At 54.9% G+C, this 18,087-nt stretch carries 24 protein-coding genes; 12 read left to right on the top strand and 12 right to left on the bottom strand.

The genetic code is table 11. The features are described 5' to 3' along the window. Nucleotides 1-299 precede the first annotated feature (299 nt). The 3 genes from LL06_RS01795 to LL06_RS01785 form a co-directional block, all read right to left on the bottom strand. A complete protein-coding gene (locus tag LL06_RS01795; RefSeq protein WP_035521398.1) occupies nt 300-584 on the bottom strand; it encodes a copper-binding protein in 285 nt (94 codons plus the stop codon). Between the two features lie 51 nt (nt 585-635). After that, nucleotides 636-1,115: a plastocyanin/azurin family copper-binding protein gene (locus LL06_RS01790; protein WP_035521396.1), complete on the bottom strand. Its 480-nt coding sequence runs from the start codon at nt 1,113-1,115 to the stop codon at nt 636-638. 269 nt (nt 1,116-1,384) lie between these two features. Continuing rightward, nucleotides 1,385-1,765, bottom strand: coding sequence for a hypothetical protein (locus LL06_RS01785; RefSeq protein WP_152599458.1), 381 nt, complete (start codon nt 1,763-1,765; stop codon nt 1,385-1,387). Nucleotides 1,766-2,083: 318 nt separating this feature from the next. On the opposite strand from LL06_RS01785, the gene LL06_RS01780 reads away from it, so the two are divergent. Further along, nucleotides 2,084-2,611, top strand: a complete 528-nt coding sequence (locus LL06_RS01780; protein ID WP_052161107.1) for a cytochrome c — start codon at nt 2,084-2,086, stop codon at nt 2,609-2,611. A 345-nt stretch (nt 2,612-2,956) separates the two neighbouring features. Here the strand turns inward: LL06_RS01780 and LL06_RS28165 are convergent, their stop codons facing one another. The 6 genes from LL06_RS28165 to LL06_RS01755 form a co-directional block, all read right to left on the bottom strand. Next, nucleotides 2,957-3,607 (bottom strand): hypothetical protein, encoded by a 651-nt coding sequence (locus LL06_RS28165; RefSeq protein WP_244447013.1) that lies wholly within the window; start codon nt 3,605-3,607, stop codon nt 2,957-2,959. Nucleotides 3,608-3,634: 27 nt separating this feature from the next. Next, a complete protein-coding gene (locus LL06_RS28160) occupies nt 3,635-3,988 on the bottom strand; it encodes an acyltransferase family protein (protein WP_052161105.1) in 354 nt (117 codons plus the stop codon). Continuing rightward, the gene (locus LL06_RS01770; protein ID WP_035521394.1) at nt 3,985-4,473 is read right to left on the bottom strand and encodes a cytochrome c; all 489 of its coding nucleotides are present in this window, start codon (nt 4,471-4,473) and stop codon (nt 3,985-3,987) included. Before LL06_RS01770 ends, LL06_RS28160 begins: the two co-directional genes overlap by 4 nt. A gap of 7 nt (nt 4,474-4,480) precedes the next feature. Continuing rightward, entirely contained in the window at nt 4,481-5,014 is a 534-nt protein-coding gene (locus tag LL06_RS01765) for a L,D-transpeptidase (RefSeq protein WP_345775666.1), read from the bottom strand. A 122-nt stretch (nt 5,015-5,136) separates the two neighbouring features. Further along, nucleotides 5,137-5,619, bottom strand: coding sequence for a DUF411 domain-containing protein (locus tag LL06_RS01760; RefSeq protein ID WP_035521392.1), 483 nt, complete (start codon nt 5,617-5,619; stop codon nt 5,137-5,139). 304 nt (nt 5,620-5,923) lie between these two features. Next, a complete protein-coding gene (locus LL06_RS01755; RefSeq protein WP_244447016.1) occupies nt 5,924-6,433 on the bottom strand; it encodes a L,D-transpeptidase in 510 nt (169 codons plus the stop codon). A 321-nt stretch (nt 6,434-6,754) separates the two neighbouring features. Here LL06_RS01755 and LL06_RS27885 point away from each other — a divergent pair, with 321 nt between their 5' ends. Further along, nucleotides 6,755-6,928, top strand: coding sequence for a hypothetical protein (locus tag LL06_RS27885; RefSeq protein WP_162473523.1), 174 nt, complete (start codon nt 6,755-6,757; stop codon nt 6,926-6,928). Here the strand turns inward: LL06_RS27885 and LL06_RS26730 are convergent. The 3 genes from LL06_RS26730 to LL06_RS01740 form a co-directional block, all read right to left on the bottom strand. Then, nucleotides 6,915-7,037, bottom strand: coding sequence for a multicopper oxidase domain-containing protein (locus tag LL06_RS26730; protein ID WP_081963583.1), 123 nt, complete (start codon nt 7,035-7,037; stop codon nt 6,915-6,917). The genes LL06_RS27885 and LL06_RS26730 overlap by 14 nt on opposite strands. 526 nt (nt 7,038-7,563) lie before the next feature. Further along, entirely contained in the window at nt 7,564-8,961 is a 1,398-nt protein-coding gene (locus LL06_RS01745; RefSeq protein WP_244447012.1) for an ATP-binding protein, read from the bottom strand. A 35-nt stretch (nt 8,962-8,996) separates the two neighbouring features. Further along, on the bottom strand, nt 8,997-9,719 hold the full coding sequence (locus LL06_RS01740; RefSeq protein WP_035521384.1) for a response regulator: 723 nt from the start codon (nt 9,717-9,719) through the stop codon (nt 8,997-8,999). A gap of 168 nt (nt 9,720-9,887) precedes the next feature. Here LL06_RS01740 and LL06_RS01735 point away from each other — a divergent pair, with 168 nt between their 5' ends. The 10 genes from LL06_RS01735 (at nt 9,888) to LL06_RS01690 (ending at nt 18,054) form a co-directional block, all read left to right on the top strand. Beyond that, a complete protein-coding gene (locus LL06_RS01735) occupies nt 9,888-10,562 on the top strand; it encodes an EF-hand domain-containing protein (RefSeq protein ID WP_201772286.1) in 675 nt (224 codons plus the stop codon). A 202-nt stretch (nt 10,563-10,764) separates the two neighbouring features. Then, nucleotides 10,765-11,151 (top strand): DUF302 domain-containing protein, encoded by a 387-nt coding sequence (locus tag LL06_RS01730; protein WP_035521382.1) that lies wholly within the window; start codon nt 10,765-10,767, stop codon nt 11,149-11,151. Nucleotides 11,152-11,408: 257 nt separating this feature from the next. After that, complete coding sequence (locus LL06_RS01725) at nt 11,409-12,422, top strand: murein L,D-transpeptidase family protein (protein WP_052161104.1); 1,014 nt, start codon at nt 11,409-11,411, stop codon at nt 12,420-12,422. 116 nt (nt 12,423-12,538) lie between these two features. Next, nucleotides 12,539-12,949, top strand: a complete 411-nt coding sequence (locus LL06_RS01720; RefSeq protein WP_152599457.1) for a hypothetical protein — start codon at nt 12,539-12,541, stop codon at nt 12,947-12,949. A gap of 541 nt (nt 12,950-13,490) precedes the next feature. Beyond that, complete coding sequence (locus LL06_RS01715) at nt 13,491-13,844, top strand: YHS domain-containing protein (RefSeq protein WP_345775665.1); 354 nt, start codon at nt 13,491-13,493, stop codon at nt 13,842-13,844. Continuing rightward, nucleotides 13,837-14,160, top strand: coding sequence for a DUF5676 family membrane protein (locus tag LL06_RS01710; protein WP_081963582.1), 324 nt, complete (start codon nt 13,837-13,839; stop codon nt 14,158-14,160). Before LL06_RS01715 ends, LL06_RS01710 begins: the two co-directional genes overlap by 8 nt. Before the next feature lie 28 nt (nt 14,161-14,188). Further along, nucleotides 14,189-15,250: a YncE family protein gene (locus tag LL06_RS01705; protein ID WP_035521375.1), complete on the top strand. Its 1,062-nt coding sequence runs from the start codon at nt 14,189-14,191 to the stop codon at nt 15,248-15,250. Nucleotides 15,251-15,863: 613 nt separating this feature from the next. Further along, entirely contained in the window at nt 15,864-16,256 is a 393-nt protein-coding gene (locus LL06_RS28155) for a transposase (protein WP_244447011.1), read from the top strand. After that, nucleotides 16,228-16,815, top strand: a complete 588-nt coding sequence (locus LL06_RS28150; RefSeq protein ID WP_244447010.1) for an IS630 family transposase — start codon at nt 16,228-16,230, stop codon at nt 16,813-16,815. Before LL06_RS28155 ends, LL06_RS28150 begins: the two co-directional genes overlap by 29 nt. Next, on the top strand, nt 16,816-18,054 hold the full coding sequence (locus LL06_RS01690; RefSeq protein ID WP_035521371.1) for a sodium:proton antiporter: 1,239 nt from the start codon (nt 16,816-16,818) through the stop codon (nt 18,052-18,054). It abuts the gene before it with no gap. The last annotated feature ends 33 nt before the right edge of the window (nt 18,055-18,087 follow it).

Here is an 18,087-nt window from a genome sequence, read left to right as displayed (position 1 = left end):
GGAGCCTGATAGGCGTCGAGCGCTGAGGACTGCGCAAATGCGCCGGTGGCGGCTGCGAGTGTCAGGCCTAGAGTGATAAGAAATTTTGTCATGGTATGGTCCTTTCTGGGACGTTGGTTGGTTAATCATGTCTGACGGGGCGGTCACAGCTCCGCCAGAAGCTGAAAGACGGGAAGTCGACCGCTGGGGTGGCTACACGCTTTCAGTCCTGATTGGCTTCAGTTTGAGTATTAGATCGGCAGGGAATGCACCGATGTCACGAGCGGCCCAAGTTCGAGGTTGGGCCGCACAGATGCACTCTATTTCAGTTCGACAACCGTCAGCTTGCCCTCGACCCGGTCGGCAACGAATTCGACGTTTGCACCTTGCTTCAGTTTGGCCAGCAAGGTGTCGTCCTTGATTCGGAACACCATTGTCATGGCCGGCATGTCGAGATTTTTCAGTTCCTCATGGATGAGCGTGACCTTCTTGGCCTTGGCGTCGACCTTCTTGACCACGCCCTTTGTATATTCGACTGCCAGTGCGCCCGAAGCGAGGCCGAGAGTGAGGATGGCAGCTGATGCAATTTTGACAACTGTTTTCATATCTGTTTCCTTTGGGAGGTTGCTTTTGCCGGGATACTTTTGTTCCGGGTCCTATTTCTTGGCAACAATGACGTTGCCATGCATTCCGGATTCGAAATGGCCCGGAATGAGACAGGCGATCTTGAACGCACCGTCATTTGTGAACTTCCAGACTATCTCGCCGGTCTTGCCCGGTTCCAGACGGATGGCATTGGGATCGTCATGTTCCATCTCCGGAAATTTTGCCATCATGGCTTTGTGCTCCATGACCTTCTCTTCCTGGTCGAGCACGAATTCGTGTTCCAGTTCGCCTATATTCTTGATGGCAAAAACAACGGTCTGCCCCTTGCGGACTTTGAAGTCGTTTGGGGTGAAAATCATTTGGCCGTCGTCAGTCTCTTTCATGGTGACCCGGATTGTCTGGGTGGCTTTGGCCTTCTTGCCAGGCTCACCAATAGCTATGGCGTCCGCATGACCGTCTGAATGCGTACCCGCGGCGAGCGCTGGAGAGGCCAGAACGGCGAAGAGGAATGCGAGTGTTACAGTTTTCATTGTTTGATCCTTCGGTGCTTGGGAGGTAGATCAGCCGTGCCTTAACGGCTCATGTGTGATTTGCGCGTTGCATCAGCGCCCTGGAATCGTCCGGGAGTCAGTCCAAGGTGATGACTTCAGGGGCAATTTGGTTCTGCATCCGCTTGTAAAGAACGGCTCTGCAGTCACCGGAAATGAGATTTCCTAGTGTGATCCGAGTGGGGGTATCAACGGCGCAACCAGCAAATCATGCTTGAATACGCACGTTCAGACCCGCAAAACGGGTAATCCTACTTAGATATTGGGGGGGGGCGGTGAAGGCCGGGCAATTCGCCGACGAAGCCGTGTTCGTCTATAAACTCGCGGTCGGTCGATACAACCGGGCCGCTGGAGTCATTCTGAAACGTCACGAGCACGAAGCCTGTGCAGGAGCCATCGCTGCATTCCTGCTTTGCGAACTTTGAATCTTCGTTATCCGCGGTGACGTCGCTGTAGCTATTGTCCGACACGAACGGGGCATCCACCACCTGAGATACACTTGTTTGATGGTCGTCCGATGGACCGATGTGTAAGGCTACGGCAGAATTTGACAACGAGTAACTGGCCAGCGACACGATGATCGCCAACCTGATGAGAACCAGCAGTTTTCTGCATATGATTCGATACATCACACTCATGTCCAACATATAGCTCTAAACCGAACCGGCATCAAGCCATTGAATTTACTTTATTTTATTAACGTTTTGTTAGCATTTGGGAGCGTCCCAGGCCATCAAAACGAGTTCCATGAAGCGGACATGATTACAGAAAACTGTCCTTTCTGTGGCACCCTCAAAAGCCAGAGACAAAAAAACCGAAGTAAGCACTGTTTTGAGCCTGACCTTGGATCGCGATTTTTTTGACATGAAATTAGAGCCGTGTTTAACGTTACACCTCTGTCCCGAAAGAGGCCCTGCATGTACTTGAAGTTTTGTACGGTATTGATATCCATGATCACTCTGGCGAATTTCACCGCTCGGGCCACGGATCATGTTAAAGAGACTGAAAACACAGTCGCCGCGCGACAGGCAGACATGAAGTCGATGGCCGCGGCAGCGAAGCTGATCGATGGTATGTTCAAGGACAGCAGTTCATACGATTCCAGTTTGTTCAAGGTAGCCGCGGAAACGATATATAAGAAATCTGGCGGTGCCCTGGTTGCCCACTTCGAGGGCAATCCCGTTGTCGCCGGTTCAGAGGCCAGTTCGAGCATCATGATCGAGCACGCAAAGTTCGTCGCATTGGCGAATGACCTTGGTATATATGCGAATTCCCTCGCTTCTGCCGCTGAGAGCCATCCTGATGCGTTGACCCCGGACATGCGGATGAGAGCGGGAGACGTTATAGGCCTCGGACCATTCGGCAAGAAAGTTGACCCCACCACAGAAATTTCGTCAATGCCCGCCGAACACGCCTTTCATATGATGCTTCAAACCTGCACTTCCTGCCACGCAAGATTTCGCGTGAAAACGAACTGACACCTTCTAGACGAGGTGAGAGGTGCCAATTTTGGACAGCACCTGTGAGTCTATTTCCCGCATCGGTTGTTTGATACAGGGTGCGTGTTTGATGCGGTCATCGCGAGCACTGATGCTTGTTCAAAGCGGATCAATCGAGAATTGCGGCAACACGTTGAGGCGACTTCTGGAGGCCAGAATCCACAGTATCGTGGCTGCATGGTGAACCCGAATTTGATTGCCAGAAGCGCACGGCATCGGCGCTGCTGGCAGGGCTTACCGCTGCACTGGGTGGGCTAACCAGGCTGACCCCTCACCATCCGTTTCGAATCTTTCAGCACCCTAAATACGTTTCGCCGGACCTACTCAGATTTGATGCGAGCCCATCCCGGGCGCTCGAACAGGAAGTGGCCGAAACCGGTCAAGCCGATAGCGAAATAGAGCATGATCGGAGTTGTCAGGGCTACCACGAAGACCGCTAAGCTGAGCGGTCCGGTCTGCGTGATCAGTCCGGTATTCATCGCTATCTCGCGAAAAACCGACATGGGAATGGTGAAAGCAAGATAGACGACAAGCGAATGCCCCGCCGATCCATCGCAACCAGCCTGTATACGGCCGATCCATCAAGACCACACTGAAGGCACAAAGCGCCACCGCGCCCGCAACACCAAGCAGGAAATGCAGCGGTGGAAATGCAGCAAATCCCATGCGAGTTTCGCCCGGCATCAGTTCGAAACTTGGCAGAAACACCAAAAGTCCGTTGACAATTAACCAGGCAACAAGCGCCGCAATTCCTTTCCCCCGGTTTTCGGCTACCCAGCCCGCCACCCTGAAAATCTGCGCAGCGAATGCATAACCAATGTAGAAAAATACGAAATAGGCGGTGAATTGCGTCACAATGTAACTTGAAACGTTGATCGAAGCGATCTGCAAACCCGTCGCAACAGCAATCACAAGCCAGTGCGGAGTCCGGAATTGCCAAAGCAGCTTTGCGGCTATGGCAAACAAGCCGAGCATGTAGACAAACCACAGCACGCCATAGGGCTAGACAATGGCGCGGGCAAGATCCGCCACCATGGCGATCGGATCGCGAGCGAAAATGCCCACCTTCAAAGCGATCATGATGAACGCCCACAAAACATAGAAATACATGTAATGTACAAAACGGCGATCAGCGTATCGCTGCCAGGGACGTGCAATCACGGTCGAAAGAAACAGGCCGGAAATGAGGAAGAATTCCGGCATGCGAAAGGGCGTCGCGAACGCGATAACGTAATGAAGGAAACCGACGCTACCGGTATGTGTACCGGTGTTGTAGGCCGCATACATCATCACGACCAAGATTATCGACATGCCCTTTGCCAGATCCACCCAAGCCAAACGCTTCGAACTGGTCATTTTGGTTCCAGGGCATAGCGCGTATTCATCTCATCATGTCCGCGGCGGATTTCGTCCGGCCATGTGCTCTTGATGTAGGAAAGCACTGCGATGATTTCTGCATCGGTGAGCACTCCTTCATAGACCGGCATTGCCGAAGTGTAGTTCTTCAGATTTGCTGCAGCTACAATTCCGTACTTTGTGATCTCGAAGAGAATTTGATCCGTGTGATGCCAAGTATGGCCCGTCTCGTCATGGGGCGGCGCCGGCATCAGGCCGTCGGGACCCGGCGAACGCCAATCCTCGACTTGCCCCTCCAATTTCACACCATGGCAGGATGCGCAATTTGCGGCATACAAGGTTTTCCCTAATGCCAAGACCCGCTGGTCCTCTGGTCTAAGAAGACCCGCTCTTACTTCATCCTGTTGCACCATCACAACAATCGCGACGACTACTAACCCCGCGATTGTGGCAAAGGCCGTGACATACAAAGATTTCTTACGCATGGCCGTCTCACACCACGATCAACCGAGAGCCCGAAGGCACGCGGTTGTATAGGTCAATGATGTCCTGGTTTATCAGCCGGACGCAGCCGCTCGATACCGCCTTTCCAATCGTCCAGTATTCGGGGGAGCCATGGATACGGTAGAGCGTGTCTTCACCATTCTGGAAGATGTAGAGCGCGCGTGCACCCAAAGGGTTATCGAGCCCAGGTGGCATGCCACCATTGTCCGCGCTCCATTGCTCCAGCTCCGGTTTCCGCGCGATCATCTCCGCGGGCGGCGTCCATTTTGGCCACTGCTGCTTCCATTGTATGCGGCCCTCGCCCGACCATTCAAAGCCTTCCCGGCCAAGGCCAACCCCATAGCGCATAGCCTTGCCGCCTTCCTGGACAAGATGAAGGTAGAACGTGTTTGTGTTGACCACGACAGTCCCGACTGGGTGCGGGCCGACGTAATCGACCTGTCTACGCCAAAATTTTTCCGGTACTTTTGTCAGGTCTACCGCTGGAATGGGAAACCTTTCACCCGGCATCGGTCCGTACATGGCAAGATAGGCAGGCGGTGGCCCTTGCGGCTCTGGCGTCGTCTGCAGTGTTTCAGTTGTCGAACATCCTTGCAAGGTCAAAGCCGACAGACTTCCCGCCCCCGTAATGAATTGGCGCCGGTTCATTGTTTGCCAACCTCGAAGTAAACCGCAGGTTCTTCACCGGATCGACCAGTGAATGCATATACCGTGTAGTTTGCCTCTGGGTCATCGCCCATGCCGAGTGACCCCATCGGCATGCCCGGGGTCGAAACTCCCCGGATATCGGGTCGTTCGGTCATCAGCTTTTCGACCGCCTGGATGGGCACGTGACCTTCAAGCACGTATTTGGTTTCGCCGCCGATCATCGCAGTATGGCAGGCCTCAAGATTGCCGGGCACGCCGGCCCGCGTCTTGATCGCCGTCAGGTCCTCGACGTCTGTCGTCTTGACGTCGTAGCCAGCCTGTTCCATGGCTTCAACCCAGGCTTGACAGCACCCGCACCATGGCGACTTGAACACGATGATCTGGCTGTCAGTATCGGGTGTTTCGGCGAATGCAAACGTGGCCGTTATGGAAAGCCCAATGGCAAACACGCCGGCTAATGATGTGAGAATTTTGGTCATTTCAGATGTCTTTCGTATTCGTGAGAGATTGGGCATGACAAGCATGGCCCTCGGTTTTGGGCATGAACAGGTGAGCACCGGGGCATAGGTCCAAAGCAGCAAGCGTCACAGCATTTCCACAAATGGAGTTTCCTACGGCACCGCAAAAAGGATCAGTCCGGCAACCGCGACCATGGACAACCAGCTTGTGAATTTTATCCACTTACCGGGGTGCCCGAATCGGATTTGCCGACGCCGCATGTTTGGATCCGAGGGACGCTGGAGGCGCCGTAGTACGGTGAAGGTTTGTGTGTTTGCTGATGCATCACAAAACCACCACCTGTGCGCCGACAGGCACCCTTTCATAAAGGTCTTCGACATGTACATTGATCATGCGAATACAGCCGTTGGAGACTGAGCGCCCTATGGACGACGGCTGTGTCGTGCCGTGGATGCGATAGTAGGTGTCGCGCCCGTTCTTGTAGAGATAAAGCGCACGCGATCCGAGCGGATTACCTGGACCGCCGGGGACACCTTTGGCATATTTGGCGTACTTGCCGGGTTGGCGCCGGATCATATTCTTGGTCGGCGTCCAGCTCGGCCATTTTGCCTTGCGAGCTATGTTGGCAGTCCCTTTGAAAGTAAGGCCCGCTTTGCCAACGCCCACGCCGTAGCGGCGCGCCATTCCATTGCTCAACTGCAAGTAGAGAAAGTGGTTGCGGGGGTCGACAATAACCGTGCCGGGCGAATATCCCGAGAACGCCACTGATTGTGGCTCGAACTTCGGATCCAGCTTGAATGGCTTTACATGCGCGTGAGCCTGGGATGCTGGCATCAATGCCAAAGCAGCAAAGCCCAACATGAATTTTCGTTTGGAGATCATGACTACCTCGTGACTGATCAAATTCCGGAAGCGCCCGTTGGCGCGGCTATCCGTGATCAGGACACGATGGGGGGTCTCATGAGGTGGACTTCGACCGAAGACGTGGGCAAGACCGGATATGTACTTACTTTCACCGGGCCTGTCCGCCGGGGACCTGAAACGATATGGGGTGCAAGGTAATGGCAGTCCATACCACAATTCATGTGCCCATGGCCCATCATGCTGGCGGTCTTCTCACAGCAATTCATCATGACGGCATCGGGTAGGCTTTGCATGGTCATCATCTGGCCAACTGCATCTGCAGTTTGCGCACTCTGCGTCGAGGCCACGAGTTCGCCGTTTGTAAACAGCAAGAAAACAACCGAGATGATGAAACTGCGCATATTTACCCAATTACCCGAAAACGTTAAAGAAAACCACAAGAACGTGGCCATCACGCAACCGTGAACCAGGTCGTCATGCCTGCAGTAGCATGTTCAAGCATGTAGCAATGGCAGAGCCATTTTCCTGGATTGTTGGCGACAGAGGCTATTTCCGTCGTCTGCTCGGGTCTCATCCGACGACGGAAACGGAGCCTCAGATACAAAAAACGCTGCCCTGATGATGGAACGGTGTCGATTGATCATCATTCTTCAGGTTCCAGAAGATACGTTACCTTAGTGTGAAGCCAAACTTGCGCAGTTCCAACGCGCCTTCGCGAGAGAACTCTCGCATCGGGCGCCCATACCAATAAACATATCACCAAGGTCTTCTCCCACCTGTATTCCCGGCCGACGTCTGAACAGAACGCGGATTGCCGTGATTACAGATCTCGGCAATCGACCTAACGATCTTTGTTTCGGTCGTCCATTTGCCACTGATAGCGGTTCCACCGACAGGAAGGTCAAGCCAGAAAGTTCCCAATCGCTCTACCCATAAAGTCGATAGGGGGTCAGCAAAACCATCAAAAGACCAACTACATTCGTTCCTAATTCCGAACTGCTTCGTTCGTATTGGCCACGTCATTCAGTATGATACAATCCAACAAGAAATCCCATCGCAGGCCCTCCAGCGGGATGGAGAGAAGACGGCGAACCAACTGCTCAAACCGAAGAATTGATCCACTGCGCACGATTGTCCTCAACAGCTTCTTGCGAAGTTCCCTCCAGCGGGATCAAGATCGAGGCGCACAACCCACCCTCCTCCCGATTGACCAACCAGATATCACCACCATGCGCCGTGATGATTGTACGAGCTATTGACAGACCGAGCCCGTGACCACCGGTGTCCAACGACCTCGATTGTTCGAGCCTGAAAAACGGATCGAAAACCCGTTCAAGCTCGGTTTCCGGGATGCCCGGCCCGTCATCTTCGACCGTGATCATGAGATGGCCGTCACGAACTGAATATGCCACGCGTGCGTTTCCACTGTAACGCACGGCGTTTTCGATCACGTTGCGAAGCGCTCGGCGCATTGCGGTCGGGCGGATGCGAACACTTATCGGCGGGCCGCTATCCAGGAGGAATGGAGCTGGGGAGCCCGTTCTCAGGTCTTCGAGCAGGGCGCCAATGTCGACAGATTCGGAGGCTTCGGATGCTGCCATTCCACGGGCGAAGGTTAGCGTTTCCTCGACCATGGTCTGCATTTCCTCGACCGAGGCCACCAGGCTGTTTCGTGTTTCCTCGTCGTCGACCATCTCGGCGCGGACACGCATCGCCGTCAGGGGAGACCTGAGATCGTGTCCCAACGAAGCCAGTAATCGTGTTCGGTCGGCCACAAACCGGGTCAGGCGATCCTGCATTCTGTTGAAGGTCGAGGTAAGCTCCCGGACTTCGCTCGGGCCCACGGCGGGCAATTCAGAAATCTCTTCGCCCCGTCCCAGCCTGTCCACCGCGCCGACCAGCCGCCTCAACGGACCGGTAAAGCGTGTCATGAGAAACCAGAAAACAGCGATCAGGATAATCGTCGCGGTCAGAATAAATGTCAGCATGGAGTAAAACGGCCACTGGAAGGGCGGGCGCTCGAACCGTGTGCCGACATTGAGCCAACGTCCGTCAGAAAGCGCGATAGACAGGTTCATTTCAAGCGCAAAGACCGCGCCATGCATCATTTTCCGATGCATCTCAGCCATTTCAGCTGAAAGGTGCGGCATTGGCAGGATTTGGCCCTCGATTGCATGCAATTCGACACGGATGTCACCGCTGTAACTGCCACCCAGAAGCGCACGCACTCGGGATTCGATCAGACCACCATCCGAGCCGTCTGAATTTCCGGCTGTCGCTTCACCCGACAGGTCAAATCGGACAAGCGGAGAATTGGCCGCGCGCAGGATCGAGTCCTGGAGATTGTCCGGCGCCTCTTCAATTAGTCTCGCCACGTTTGCGGCGCGGCCTGCGGCTTCGAAGCCGAGCGCAGCCCGAACCGCGAGGCTCCTCTCATCGACAAACAACCACAGGCTCACGACTTGTGCGGCGACAAGCGCGGCGACAACAAGAAGCACGAGTTGAGCCCTGAGGCTTGTCAACGGCCCCCAACTCAACCCAACACCTCCACGTCCGCCGACAGGCAATAGCCGCCGTTTCTGACGGTCGCAATGATCTTTGGCTGAAGAATATCGGGTTCGATCTTGCGCCTGAGGCGGCTGATCTGGTTGTCGATGGTGCGGTCCAACGGCCCGGCTGAACGGCCAGCCGTGAGGTCCAGAAGCTGCTCGCGGCTCAGAACCACTCGCGCGCGCTCCAGCAGTACGATCAGCAGCTTGAAGTCTGCGCTCGTCAAGCGCGTTTCGTTTCCGGATTCGTCCGCCAGCACCCGGCTGTCGGAATCAAGCACGAGGTGGGCAAAACGAAGCCGCTTTCCCGCGAAGCCGCCCGCAAGCTTTTCCTTCCGTTCCGAACGTCGAAGAACCGCCTTGATCCGGGCCAGCAACTCCCGCGGATTGAACGGTTTCGCAAGATAGTCATCGGCTCCGATTTCGAGCCCGACGATCCGGTCCGTGTCATCGCCCAGCGCTGTCAGCATGATGATTGGCAACGCGCGCTCGGCGGACAGCCGCTGGCACAGGGAAAGGCCGCTTTCGCCGGGCATCATGACATCCAGCACCATCAAGTCATAATTGCCGATGGCAAGTTTTGCTTCGGCATCATGCGCATCCCTGGCGGTGCCGGCGCGCATGCCGTTCTTCTCAAGAAAGCGCTTTACGCTTTCACGGATTTCCTTGTGATCGTCGACGACGAGAATGTGCGGAGCATCGGACATGAGCTCTTCTATCGAAAACCGACACAATGCGTCAGTGATTGTTTTGTCACCGAATGTAACAGAACCCGCATCCTGCGACATGCCGGTACAAACCGGTGGATGCAATCCATTCAGATTGGGTTCTTTATGCCCATATACTGAATGTGCAACCAACCAGGAGATTGTAAGATGTACAAGTTCACGACCATCGCAACAGCGCTGCTCATTTCGGCCGCTTTGCCGAATCTCGCGTTCGCCGATTCCGATCACGGCCATGGCCAACGGCAAGCAACGTCGAATTCCGGTTCCTCGCCCATGGCGGGTGGCAACGCCAACATGATGCAAGGAATGATGAACGGCGACATGGGATCCATGATGCGCATGATGAAGATGATGCACGGTGGACAATCGGGCATGATGGGCATGGATGGCGAAACCGGCGGCATGGGCGCGGGAATGATGGGCATGGGCGGATCGATGATGGGTGACACCGACCATATGCAACGCTTGTTCGACGCCAATGACGACGGAACAGTCTCGCCCGAGGAACTTCGCACTGGTCTGCTTGACGAGCTGAAAACCTACGACGCAGACGGCAATGGAATGCTGTCGCTCGCCGAATTCGAAACGCTTCACGCCGCCCATATCAGGGAACATACGGTCGACCGCTTTCAAGCCTTTGACGCGGATGGAGACGGGCAAGTCACTTCCGAGGAATTTGCAGCGCCCGCAGACAGGATGAAGCGGATGATGATGATGCGTTCGGGCAATATGCCAGGTCAGGACGGCGGCATGATGGACGGCGAGCAACCGGGGAGCATGATGCAGAACGACGCGCAGAGCGAAACAAAACAGGACAATTGAGCGTTGTGTCGATTGAACGAACAAGTGGCGGAGGCAACGCCTTCGCCACTTCATAACAAGGGATTGAATGAATGATGAACGGATATGGCATGGGATTCGGCGGGCTTTGGATGATTCTGATCCTGGTCCTTGTCGGCCTCGCGATCGTCGCGCTGATCAAGTATCTGAGAAAATGAAGCCTGTGCGAAAGGATAGCAATCAGATGAACTACACTATAGACAAAATATTTCCCGGAGCTGATATCGAAGATATCGACGCCCGCACGCGTGCTGCCTTGGCTGCAGCCGGCTTTGGGGTCCTGACCGAAATCGACGTCAAGGCGACAATGAAGAAGAAAATTGACAAGAACCTGCCGGGGTATCGCATCCTTGGTGCCTGCAATCCGAACATGGCCTGGCAGGCCATCGGAATGGAGCCGAAAGTCGGGGCCATGCTTCCGTGCAACGTGATTGTGCGGGAGACAGCCGAAGGTGTGGAAGTGTCGGCGGTCGATCCGGTGATCTCGATGACCGGGATCAACAATCAGGAACTCGGCGAAGTCGCCGGCCAGGTCCGGAAGATGCTTCAGGAGGTTGTTTCAGCGATTTGATCCTTCATGCCGAAGTCCGCGAAACGAAACCGTACACATTCACATGCAAGCGGGACTAAAAGGTTTGGTCGCGCTTGCACACATTCAGGTCGGCCTCGACTTGCACTCCTGCTACGTCAGTCGCGTACCCATCCACGCGTTTCAAATTTTCGTTACCCACGCAGATGAACAAATCTGCTACGCTGTTTACATGAAAAGCAACATCGCGCTCTCAACGGCGACGGCTGCGCCAGCTCTCCGATCCACAAGGGACAGAGATGAATTTGTTTCAAAAGCTGCTCAACACTTCGATCTTGCTCGCATTGGCCGTGTCTATGACAGCTTGCGTATCGACGGTTCTTGATGTCGACAACAAGGCAAATCAACCGATTGCCGCCAACCTCGTCAGCGATATGAAAAAACGCAAGATGACCCCGGCTGATCCCATACTGGTCCGGATCTTCAAGGATGAGAGCGAGCTCGAGATCTGGAAACGTGACCGTACTGGGCGGTACGCGCTTTTGAAGACCTTTCCCATGTGTCGCTGGTCCGGCAAGCTCGGCCCAAAGACCAAGGAAGGAGATCGGCAAGCTCCAGAAGGGTTTTACCATGTCTCCGCCGGTATGCTGAATCCCAACTCGCAATATTATCTCTCTTTCAATCTCGGCTACCCAAACAAGCTGGAAAGCGCACTCGGCTACACCGGCGACGCCTTGATGGTTCATGGCGCCTGTACATCGGCAGGATGCTACGCGCTCACGGACGCTGGCGTCGCGCAAATCTATGCGATCGTGCGTGAAGCCATCAGGGGCGGACAGTCTTCCTTTCAGGTGCAGGCTTTTCCATTCCGGATGACGCCCGAGAACATGGCGCGAAATCGAAATGATCCTAATTTCGATTTTTGGACAAACCTGAAACAGGGCTATGACATTTTGGAGGTCACAGGCCGGCAACCCCAGTTGTCCTATTGCGGCAGACGGTATGTCTTCGACGCGACCTTTGAGGGTGGAAATCCTCGCAACCCGCTTGCTTCATGTCCACCGCTGCTGAGCGCGGAGAACGATGTCGTAGCTGCTCGGCGCGTTTCAGATGAACGCAAGATGGAAGCAATACTTGCCTCCGGGACGGTTATATCGGCCCATGCATATTCGGATGGCGGCATGCATCCAAGCTTCCGAAAGCTTCTCAAAAGCCGCGGCGCAGAGGTGCTTGCCCAGACAGCATCATTGAAAAACGTGCCGGTCAGTCGACCGGATGCTGCGCTGGCGGATCCCCACACGCCCGGAGAATGACATTCTCAGCGCGGGATACCGCTTTAACGTGAGACGCGTTTCAGTGCCGTCGACCCAGGGCCATCCATGAACGTTATTGGTAGTTTGCTGCAGATCACGCAGTGAGGGAGAACCACGTGTGGTTCGACGCCTTCCTAATTGGGCAATGCCATGATGCCTGTACAGGTGGACAACTCTGGGATGCTCCCAAACGAAATCCAATGAGCACAAAATTTTACAACACCGAACTCTGGTTGCCGTGTGACCTGGCTCACATACGCTTTATGTTTGTCTTTCTTCCCAGCGAAAACCAGGAATGCGGCTTGAACGTTCTGCAGGGCTCGGCCGCGGCTGGCTTGCGGGCATACACCACAACGTGTCGCAAATTGCAGGCCGGTAAACATCATAGCCTTGATACCAACTTGACCCATGTCAATGAAGGCATGGGATTCGATGTGATAATAATGACGCTCAGTAGGGATTTGATAACGTGCAAATACATCGAAATCGCAGTCTGCAAGGAAGCCAGCTCAGCTGGCAAGCCCTGACGCTTGCGGTCGTCGTGGCTCTGTATTTCTCCGCCATTTCCCTGCACCAATCTCATGCCAGTGAGTTCTCCGGCATGCAGACGGTTGTAGTTACGACGCACGTGCCTGACTCTGGAAACACCACACGTGATATGTCGTCGCAAGCATCACAGTGCACTGATCAAATGCATTGCCATTCCGCGGCGATCTTGCCGTGCGAAGTGGGGAGCCATAAAGGTGGCGCGGTCGGCCAAATCTTTTCCACCCAGGCATTCACAAAGCAACAGTTTTCCCCGTTTCCTGCCCCCCCTCCCAAAATTTCCTGACGCGACGAATTCGTTCTTCCGGCTGAGCTTGTTCCAGCGGCGTGAGTTGAGGTGTCTGCCACTTTTGGCAGTTCAACTTTTCCCACGCGAGCATGGCGGCGAACGGAATGGCATTAGATATTTGGGGTAGAGTCTAAACGCTCACCAACCCCTGTTCGCCATCCCCAGTCACCTGCTTTGGACCAGGCCCGGTTCGGACATAACCGAAAACGGCGAAGGCGCATTCAATATTGCGCATGGAGCATGCAATGGAATCCATAATCTATTTTCTCTTTTGGGCCGGCCTCATATTCATCATGATGAGGTTTGGCTGTGGCTCTCACGTCATGGGTCACGGCAAGTCAGGAGCAAGCCGCGGCGAGCCCAGCGGCTCGGCGAGCGATGCTCGCTGGACTGCCCCGGAGACTGACACTGACCCCGTGTGCGGAATTACCGTTCAGACCCGAACCGCAAAATCGGCCGTCCATGACGGCCACGTCTACTACTTCTGCTCTCGGGAATGCCGCGAGCGCTTCGAGGCCGCGCCAGATTCCTACCTCGCTGCAGCTGTTCCAGCCAGCCTAGACATGAGGGAGCAAGCTGATGGCTAATCTGACCAGATCTGATCAACCTCACCGGGCAGGCGTGCCTCTGTCCGTGAACCGTCCACCACATATCCCAGTCGCAGTACTCGGCATGAGCTTGGGCATTTTTCTCGTGGTGACGTTTGCGCTGTGTGTCGGCTTCGATCTCATCTTCCCCGGACAGGCCATGTACCAGACGTGGCTGAAACTGCTTCCCGGTTTCTCTTGGTTGACTTGGTCAAGCTTTCTGCTCGGCGGAGTGGAGGCCTTTGCCTATGGCTGGTTCGTCGCGCTGATATTCGCGCCGCTATTCAATTATTTCTCTGCCCGTTGGGCACGTTGATGCAAAGCACAACAAAAGGAACTCAACTATGACGTCACCTTTGAAGCTCTCTCTTTCGGCAATCCTCGCCGTTCTCCTGACTTCGGCATCAGCGACGGCCGCGACGGTCTACATTGCTGATGGCAGCGCGGATCAAATCATCGTCGTCGATACAGACACTGGCACGGTCGAACGCAGGATCACCGGCTTGGATGCCATTCACGGCCTTTCTGGTGCGCCTGGTGTTCGGTATCTCGTCGCCGGTAGCTATTCTGAGGTCGAAGGCACCGAAGCCACGGCACTCGCTAAGCCAGAAGGCGTGTCGGAGGACGAACATGCGGCCCATCACGCCAAACCCGCAGCGGGGGCGATGCCCAAGGATGCCGCGATCAGTATTCTGACCATCCTCGACGCAAAGTCTGGTGAGATACTGCGTCGGATCGAAGTGCCCGGCGCGGTCCATCATACTGCTGTTTCGCCCGACGGTCGTTACGCTGCAGCTACTCATCCATCAGGTGACGGGATAAGCATAATCGATCTCGAAACCTTGGTTTTCAAGGCCTTTGTTCCAACTGGATCGGCACCGAATTATGCCGTATTTTCCGAAGACAGCGCTTCGGTTTTCGTAACGAATTCAGGCAACGGCACAATCAGTGAAGTCGATGTCGAGAAGGGATTTGTCAGGCGCAATTTGCTTGTTGGTACAGCTCCCGAGCATGTGGTCATCTCCGACGACGGGGCAACGCTATATGTGGCCGACGCAGATATCGGCAAAATCCATGAGATTGCTGTGTCCGATGGTGCCATTCTACGCTCATTCGAGATTGGAGGAGAGTTGCACGGGCTCGACTTGTCGGACGACGGGAGCACGCTCTTCGTCAGCGGAAAGAGCGAAGACAAGCTTGTCGCCATCGATCTGCAATCCGGTGCGATGCGAACCGCTTCATTGTCGCCCGCTCCGTATCATCTGACAACGATCGACGGCACTGGCAAGATTTACGTATCGAGCCGCGACGAACCCAAGATTTGGATCATCAACCAGATCGATCTCGCGGTTATCGGCGAAATCGCAGTTTCCGGCGAGGGCCACCAGATGGTTGTGCTGCCTTAATCCCTCACAAGGCCGTACTCAGGATAACATTCGAATTGGGAGAGCCGCCCGTTCTTCAGTACGGGCGGTGAATTCCTGACCAAGTGACGCCCCGAACTAGCAACGAGCCAGAAGGCTGGATGGCGAAAGACATTGCGGATCGGAGCGTGAGGATGCTGACAATGTCACCTGCCCACACAAAGCCAGTTATCGCAAACACGGACAGTGTCATACTGAAATCTATGACAGGGGCCCGATTAAAAGGCGCGACACCGATTAGTTCTTCAACGACGTCATTGCCTATACGTTCGTTTGTTTTCGACGCTCGGAAAGGGCGCCGTATCCAAGCGTCGAGCAGGATGCGATGTGCATAACTGAGTGAACAAATTACCATCACCAGCCCAGAATTGGCCTACACCATCGGTTTTGTGCGTCGTACACAAACCCAAACACGACTACCTCAAAAGGAAATTGTATTGCTTCACCGCAGAACTCACCTTCTTGGATATTTTTCATCATGATGACGATTTACGATTTGATTGCAGTGTTCCTAAAGCGTGTCGCAGCTTTTGAGATTCGGGATTCCCGGACGGAATGATTTGTGATTCACTCTGCCCATGGAAGGAGAACCGCCATGGGTAAGCCGCATCCGGTTGAGTTGCGTGCGCGTGTCGTTGGGTTTGTAGAAGAAGGCAACAGCCATCGTGAGGCGGCTCGGCATTTCCGGGTGTCTCCGAGGTTTGTCAACAACATGATGATCCTGCATCGTGCCACCGGCTCGCTTGCACCTCAAAGGCAGGGGCATCCGCTGGGCGGCAAGCTGACGCCGCATGGCGAATGGATTGGCGCCCGTGTCGCTGCGAATGGCGAAGTGACACTCGATGAACTCTGCGTCGAACTCGCCGGGCGCGGTGTTGATGTGCATCGCTCGACCGTTGGCCGGTTTCTCAATCGGCTTGGGCTGAGCCATAAAAAAAAGCCTCAAGGCAAGCGAACAATTGCGACCGGAGATCGCCAACGCCCGTGATCTTTGGATCAAGCGACGCCGGCGCTTCTTCGACAAGGCATTGGCGCGGCTGATTTTTATCGATGAAACATCGACCAACACCAAACTGACCAAACGCACAGGATGGTCAGCCAAAGGTCAGCGCTTCAACGCCTATACGCCGTTCGGCGCGTGGAAAACGCAGACCTTCATCGCCGGCTTGCGCAGTCACGGACTGACCGCGCCATGGATCGTCAACGCGCCGATGAACCAACGGATCTTCGAAACCTGGGTCGAAACCCAACTGGCTCCAACCCTGTCAAAAGGCGACATCGTCATTCTCGACAATGTCGCCTTCCACAAAAGCGAGCGGGCCGAGCAATTGGTCAGGGCCAAAGGAGCTTGGCTCCTCTTCCTGCCGCCCTACAGCCCCGACCTCAATCCCATCGAGATGGCATTTTCCAAACTTAAGGCGCTGCTGCGAAAGCACGCCGCTCGCAGCTTTGACGCCATCAGCTCGGCGCTCGGCGAAATCGTAGGCCTCTTCTCCATCACCGAATGCCAAAATTTCTTCAAGGCCGCAGGCTATGAGGCGGAATAGATGCGATACGCTTTAGTGCTGACGGCAACGTTCGCTTGGATCAATCACCGCCTCATTCGTCTGCCGCACACGATCGGCCTGCTCGTCATGGGACCGGTGGCGTCGCTCGGTCTAATTTGTGTCGAACTCATTTTTCCGGGAGTGCTTCCATACGAAAATCTCGCTGGGATCATCCGGCAAATCGACTTTCAGAAAACGGTGCTGGACGGCATGCTAGCATTTCTGTTGTTTGCGGGCGCTTTGCATGTCGATCTCGCTCAGCTGCGTGACCGTGCCTGGGTTGTTGGCTCGATGGCAACGGTGGGGGTCTTGGTCTCCACAGGGATTATCGGTGTCGGCTTCTGGTTTGCAGCAGGGGCGCTTGGCGTTCCCGTTGCCCTTTCGTGGGCCTTGGTGTTTGGCGCACTTATCAGTCCAACCGATCCGGTGGCGGTCCTGTCAACTCTTAAGACAGTTCGTGTTCCCGAGATACTCAAGGCAGAAATGATCGGCGAATCGCTGTTCAACGATGGAGTCGGAGTCGTAATATTTACCGTCCTCATGGCGACCGCAATCGGAGCCGCCGGCGGCGGTGTCGATGTCATTGAGATCAGCGAACTTTTCTTCATCGAGGCATTGGGAGGCGCTGTGCTCGGGCTTGCCACCGGCTACATTGCCTACAGGGCAATGCGTGCGATCGACGATTATCCGATCGAAGTCCTGATCTCGCTTGCGCTGGTAGCCGGCACTTATACACTTGCGGCCAAACTTCAAATGAGCGGTCCCATTGCAGTCGTCGTGGCCGGTGTCCTTATTGGCAATCGCGGCCCACAAGATGCGATGAGCGACCAGACAGAGCAGTATCTCTTTGGGTTCTGGACGCTCATCGATGAGATACTCAATTCGGTGCTTTTTCTTCTTATCGGCCTTGAAGTGCTCGTTCTCCGCCTCGACCCGTCTTTCAGTTGGTTGGTCGCGTTGGCGGTACCACTCGTCCTGTGTGCTCGCCTGCTAGCCGTAGCCATTCCGGTGATTGCATTGAGTGCGAACTATACTTTCATACGGGGTACAATTCCTGTTCTGACGTGGGGAGGGTTGCGGGGTGGCATTTCCATTGCACTCGCGCTTTCAATTCCGGAGGTCGCCGAAAAATCCGTCATTCTCGCCGCCACATATGCACTCGTTCTCTTTACCGTCGTCATTCAAGGCTTGAGCCTACGCGCTGTTGTCGAGCGCGTCGTAAAATCACTAGGCGTTTGATCCCATGGTTTGATGGTGCGATCCTTTCGAAGG

The sequence above is a fragment of the Hoeflea sp. BAL378 genome, assembly GCF_000759435.1.
Taxonomy (GTDB): domain Bacteria; phylum Pseudomonadota; class Alphaproteobacteria; order Rhizobiales; family Rhizobiaceae; genus Hoeflea.
Note: the sequence above shows the minus strand (reverse complement) of the source record. Positions and strands in the feature narration are given on the sequence as shown.

Coding starts and splice junctions, on each gene's coding strand:
- LL06_RS01710 (WP_081963582.1), top strand. CDS start 13,837: ATGGCTAATCTGACCAGATCTGATCAACCTCACCGGGCAGGCGTGCCT.
- LL06_RS01795 (WP_035521398.1), bottom strand. CDS start 584: ATGAAAACAGTTGTCAAAATTGCATCAGCTGCCATCCTCACTCTCGGC.
- LL06_RS28160 (WP_052161105.1), bottom strand. CDS start 3,988: ATGACCAGTTCGAAGCGTTTGGCTTGGGTGGATCTGGCAAAGGGCATG.
- LL06_RS01725 (WP_052161104.1), top strand. CDS start 11,409: ATGAATTTGTTTCAAAAGCTGCTCAACACTTCGATCTTGCTCGCATTG.
- LL06_RS01760 (WP_035521392.1), bottom strand. CDS start 5,619: ATGACCAAAATTCTCACATCATTAGCCGGCGTGTTTGCCATTGGGCTT.
- LL06_RS27885 (WP_162473523.1), top strand. CDS start 6,755: ATGGTCATCATCTGGCCAACTGCATCTGCAGTTTGCGCACTCTGCGTC.
- LL06_RS26730 (WP_081963583.1), bottom strand. CDS start 7,037: ATGAGACCCGAGCAGACGACGGAAATAGCCTCTGTCGCCAACAATCCA.
- LL06_RS01765 (WP_345775666.1), bottom strand. CDS start 5,014: ATGTACGGACCGATGCCGGGTGAAAGGTTTCCCATTCCAGCGGTAGAC.
- LL06_RS01755 (WP_244447016.1), bottom strand. CDS start 6,433: ATGCCAGCATCCCAGGCTCACGCGCATGTAAAGCCATTCAAGCTGGAT.
- LL06_RS01740 (WP_035521384.1), bottom strand. CDS start 9,719: ATGTCCGATGCTCCGCACATTCTCGTCGTCGACGATCACAAGGAAATC.
- LL06_RS01770 (WP_035521394.1), bottom strand. CDS start 4,473: ATGCGTAAGAAATCTTTGTATGTCACGGCCTTTGCCACAATCGCGGGG.
- LL06_RS01730 (WP_035521382.1), top strand. CDS start 10,765: ATGAACTACACTATAGACAAAATATTTCCCGGAGCTGATATCGAAGAT.
- LL06_RS01705 (WP_035521375.1), top strand. CDS start 14,189: ATGACGTCACCTTTGAAGCTCTCTCTTTCGGCAATCCTCGCCGTTCTC.
- LL06_RS28165 (WP_244447013.1), bottom strand. CDS start 3,607: ATGCTCGGCTTGTTTGCCATAGCCGCAAAGCTGCTTTGGCAATTCCGG.
- LL06_RS01780 (WP_052161107.1), top strand. CDS start 2,084: ATGATCACTCTGGCGAATTTCACCGCTCGGGCCACGGATCATGTTAAA.
- LL06_RS28155 (WP_244447011.1), top strand. CDS start 15,864: ATGGGTAAGCCGCATCCGGTTGAGTTGCGTGCGCGTGTCGTTGGGTTT.
- LL06_RS01715 (WP_345775665.1), top strand. CDS start 13,491: ATGGAGCATGCAATGGAATCCATAATCTATTTTCTCTTTTGGGCCGGC.
- LL06_RS01735 (WP_201772286.1), top strand. CDS start 9,888: ATGTACAAGTTCACGACCATCGCAACAGCGCTGCTCATTTCGGCCGCT.
- LL06_RS01690 (WP_035521371.1), top strand. CDS start 16,816: ATGCGATACGCTTTAGTGCTGACGGCAACGTTCGCTTGGATCAATCAC.
- LL06_RS01790 (WP_035521396.1), bottom strand. CDS start 1,115: ATGAAAACTGTAACACTCGCATTCCTCTTCGCCGTTCTGGCCTCTCCA.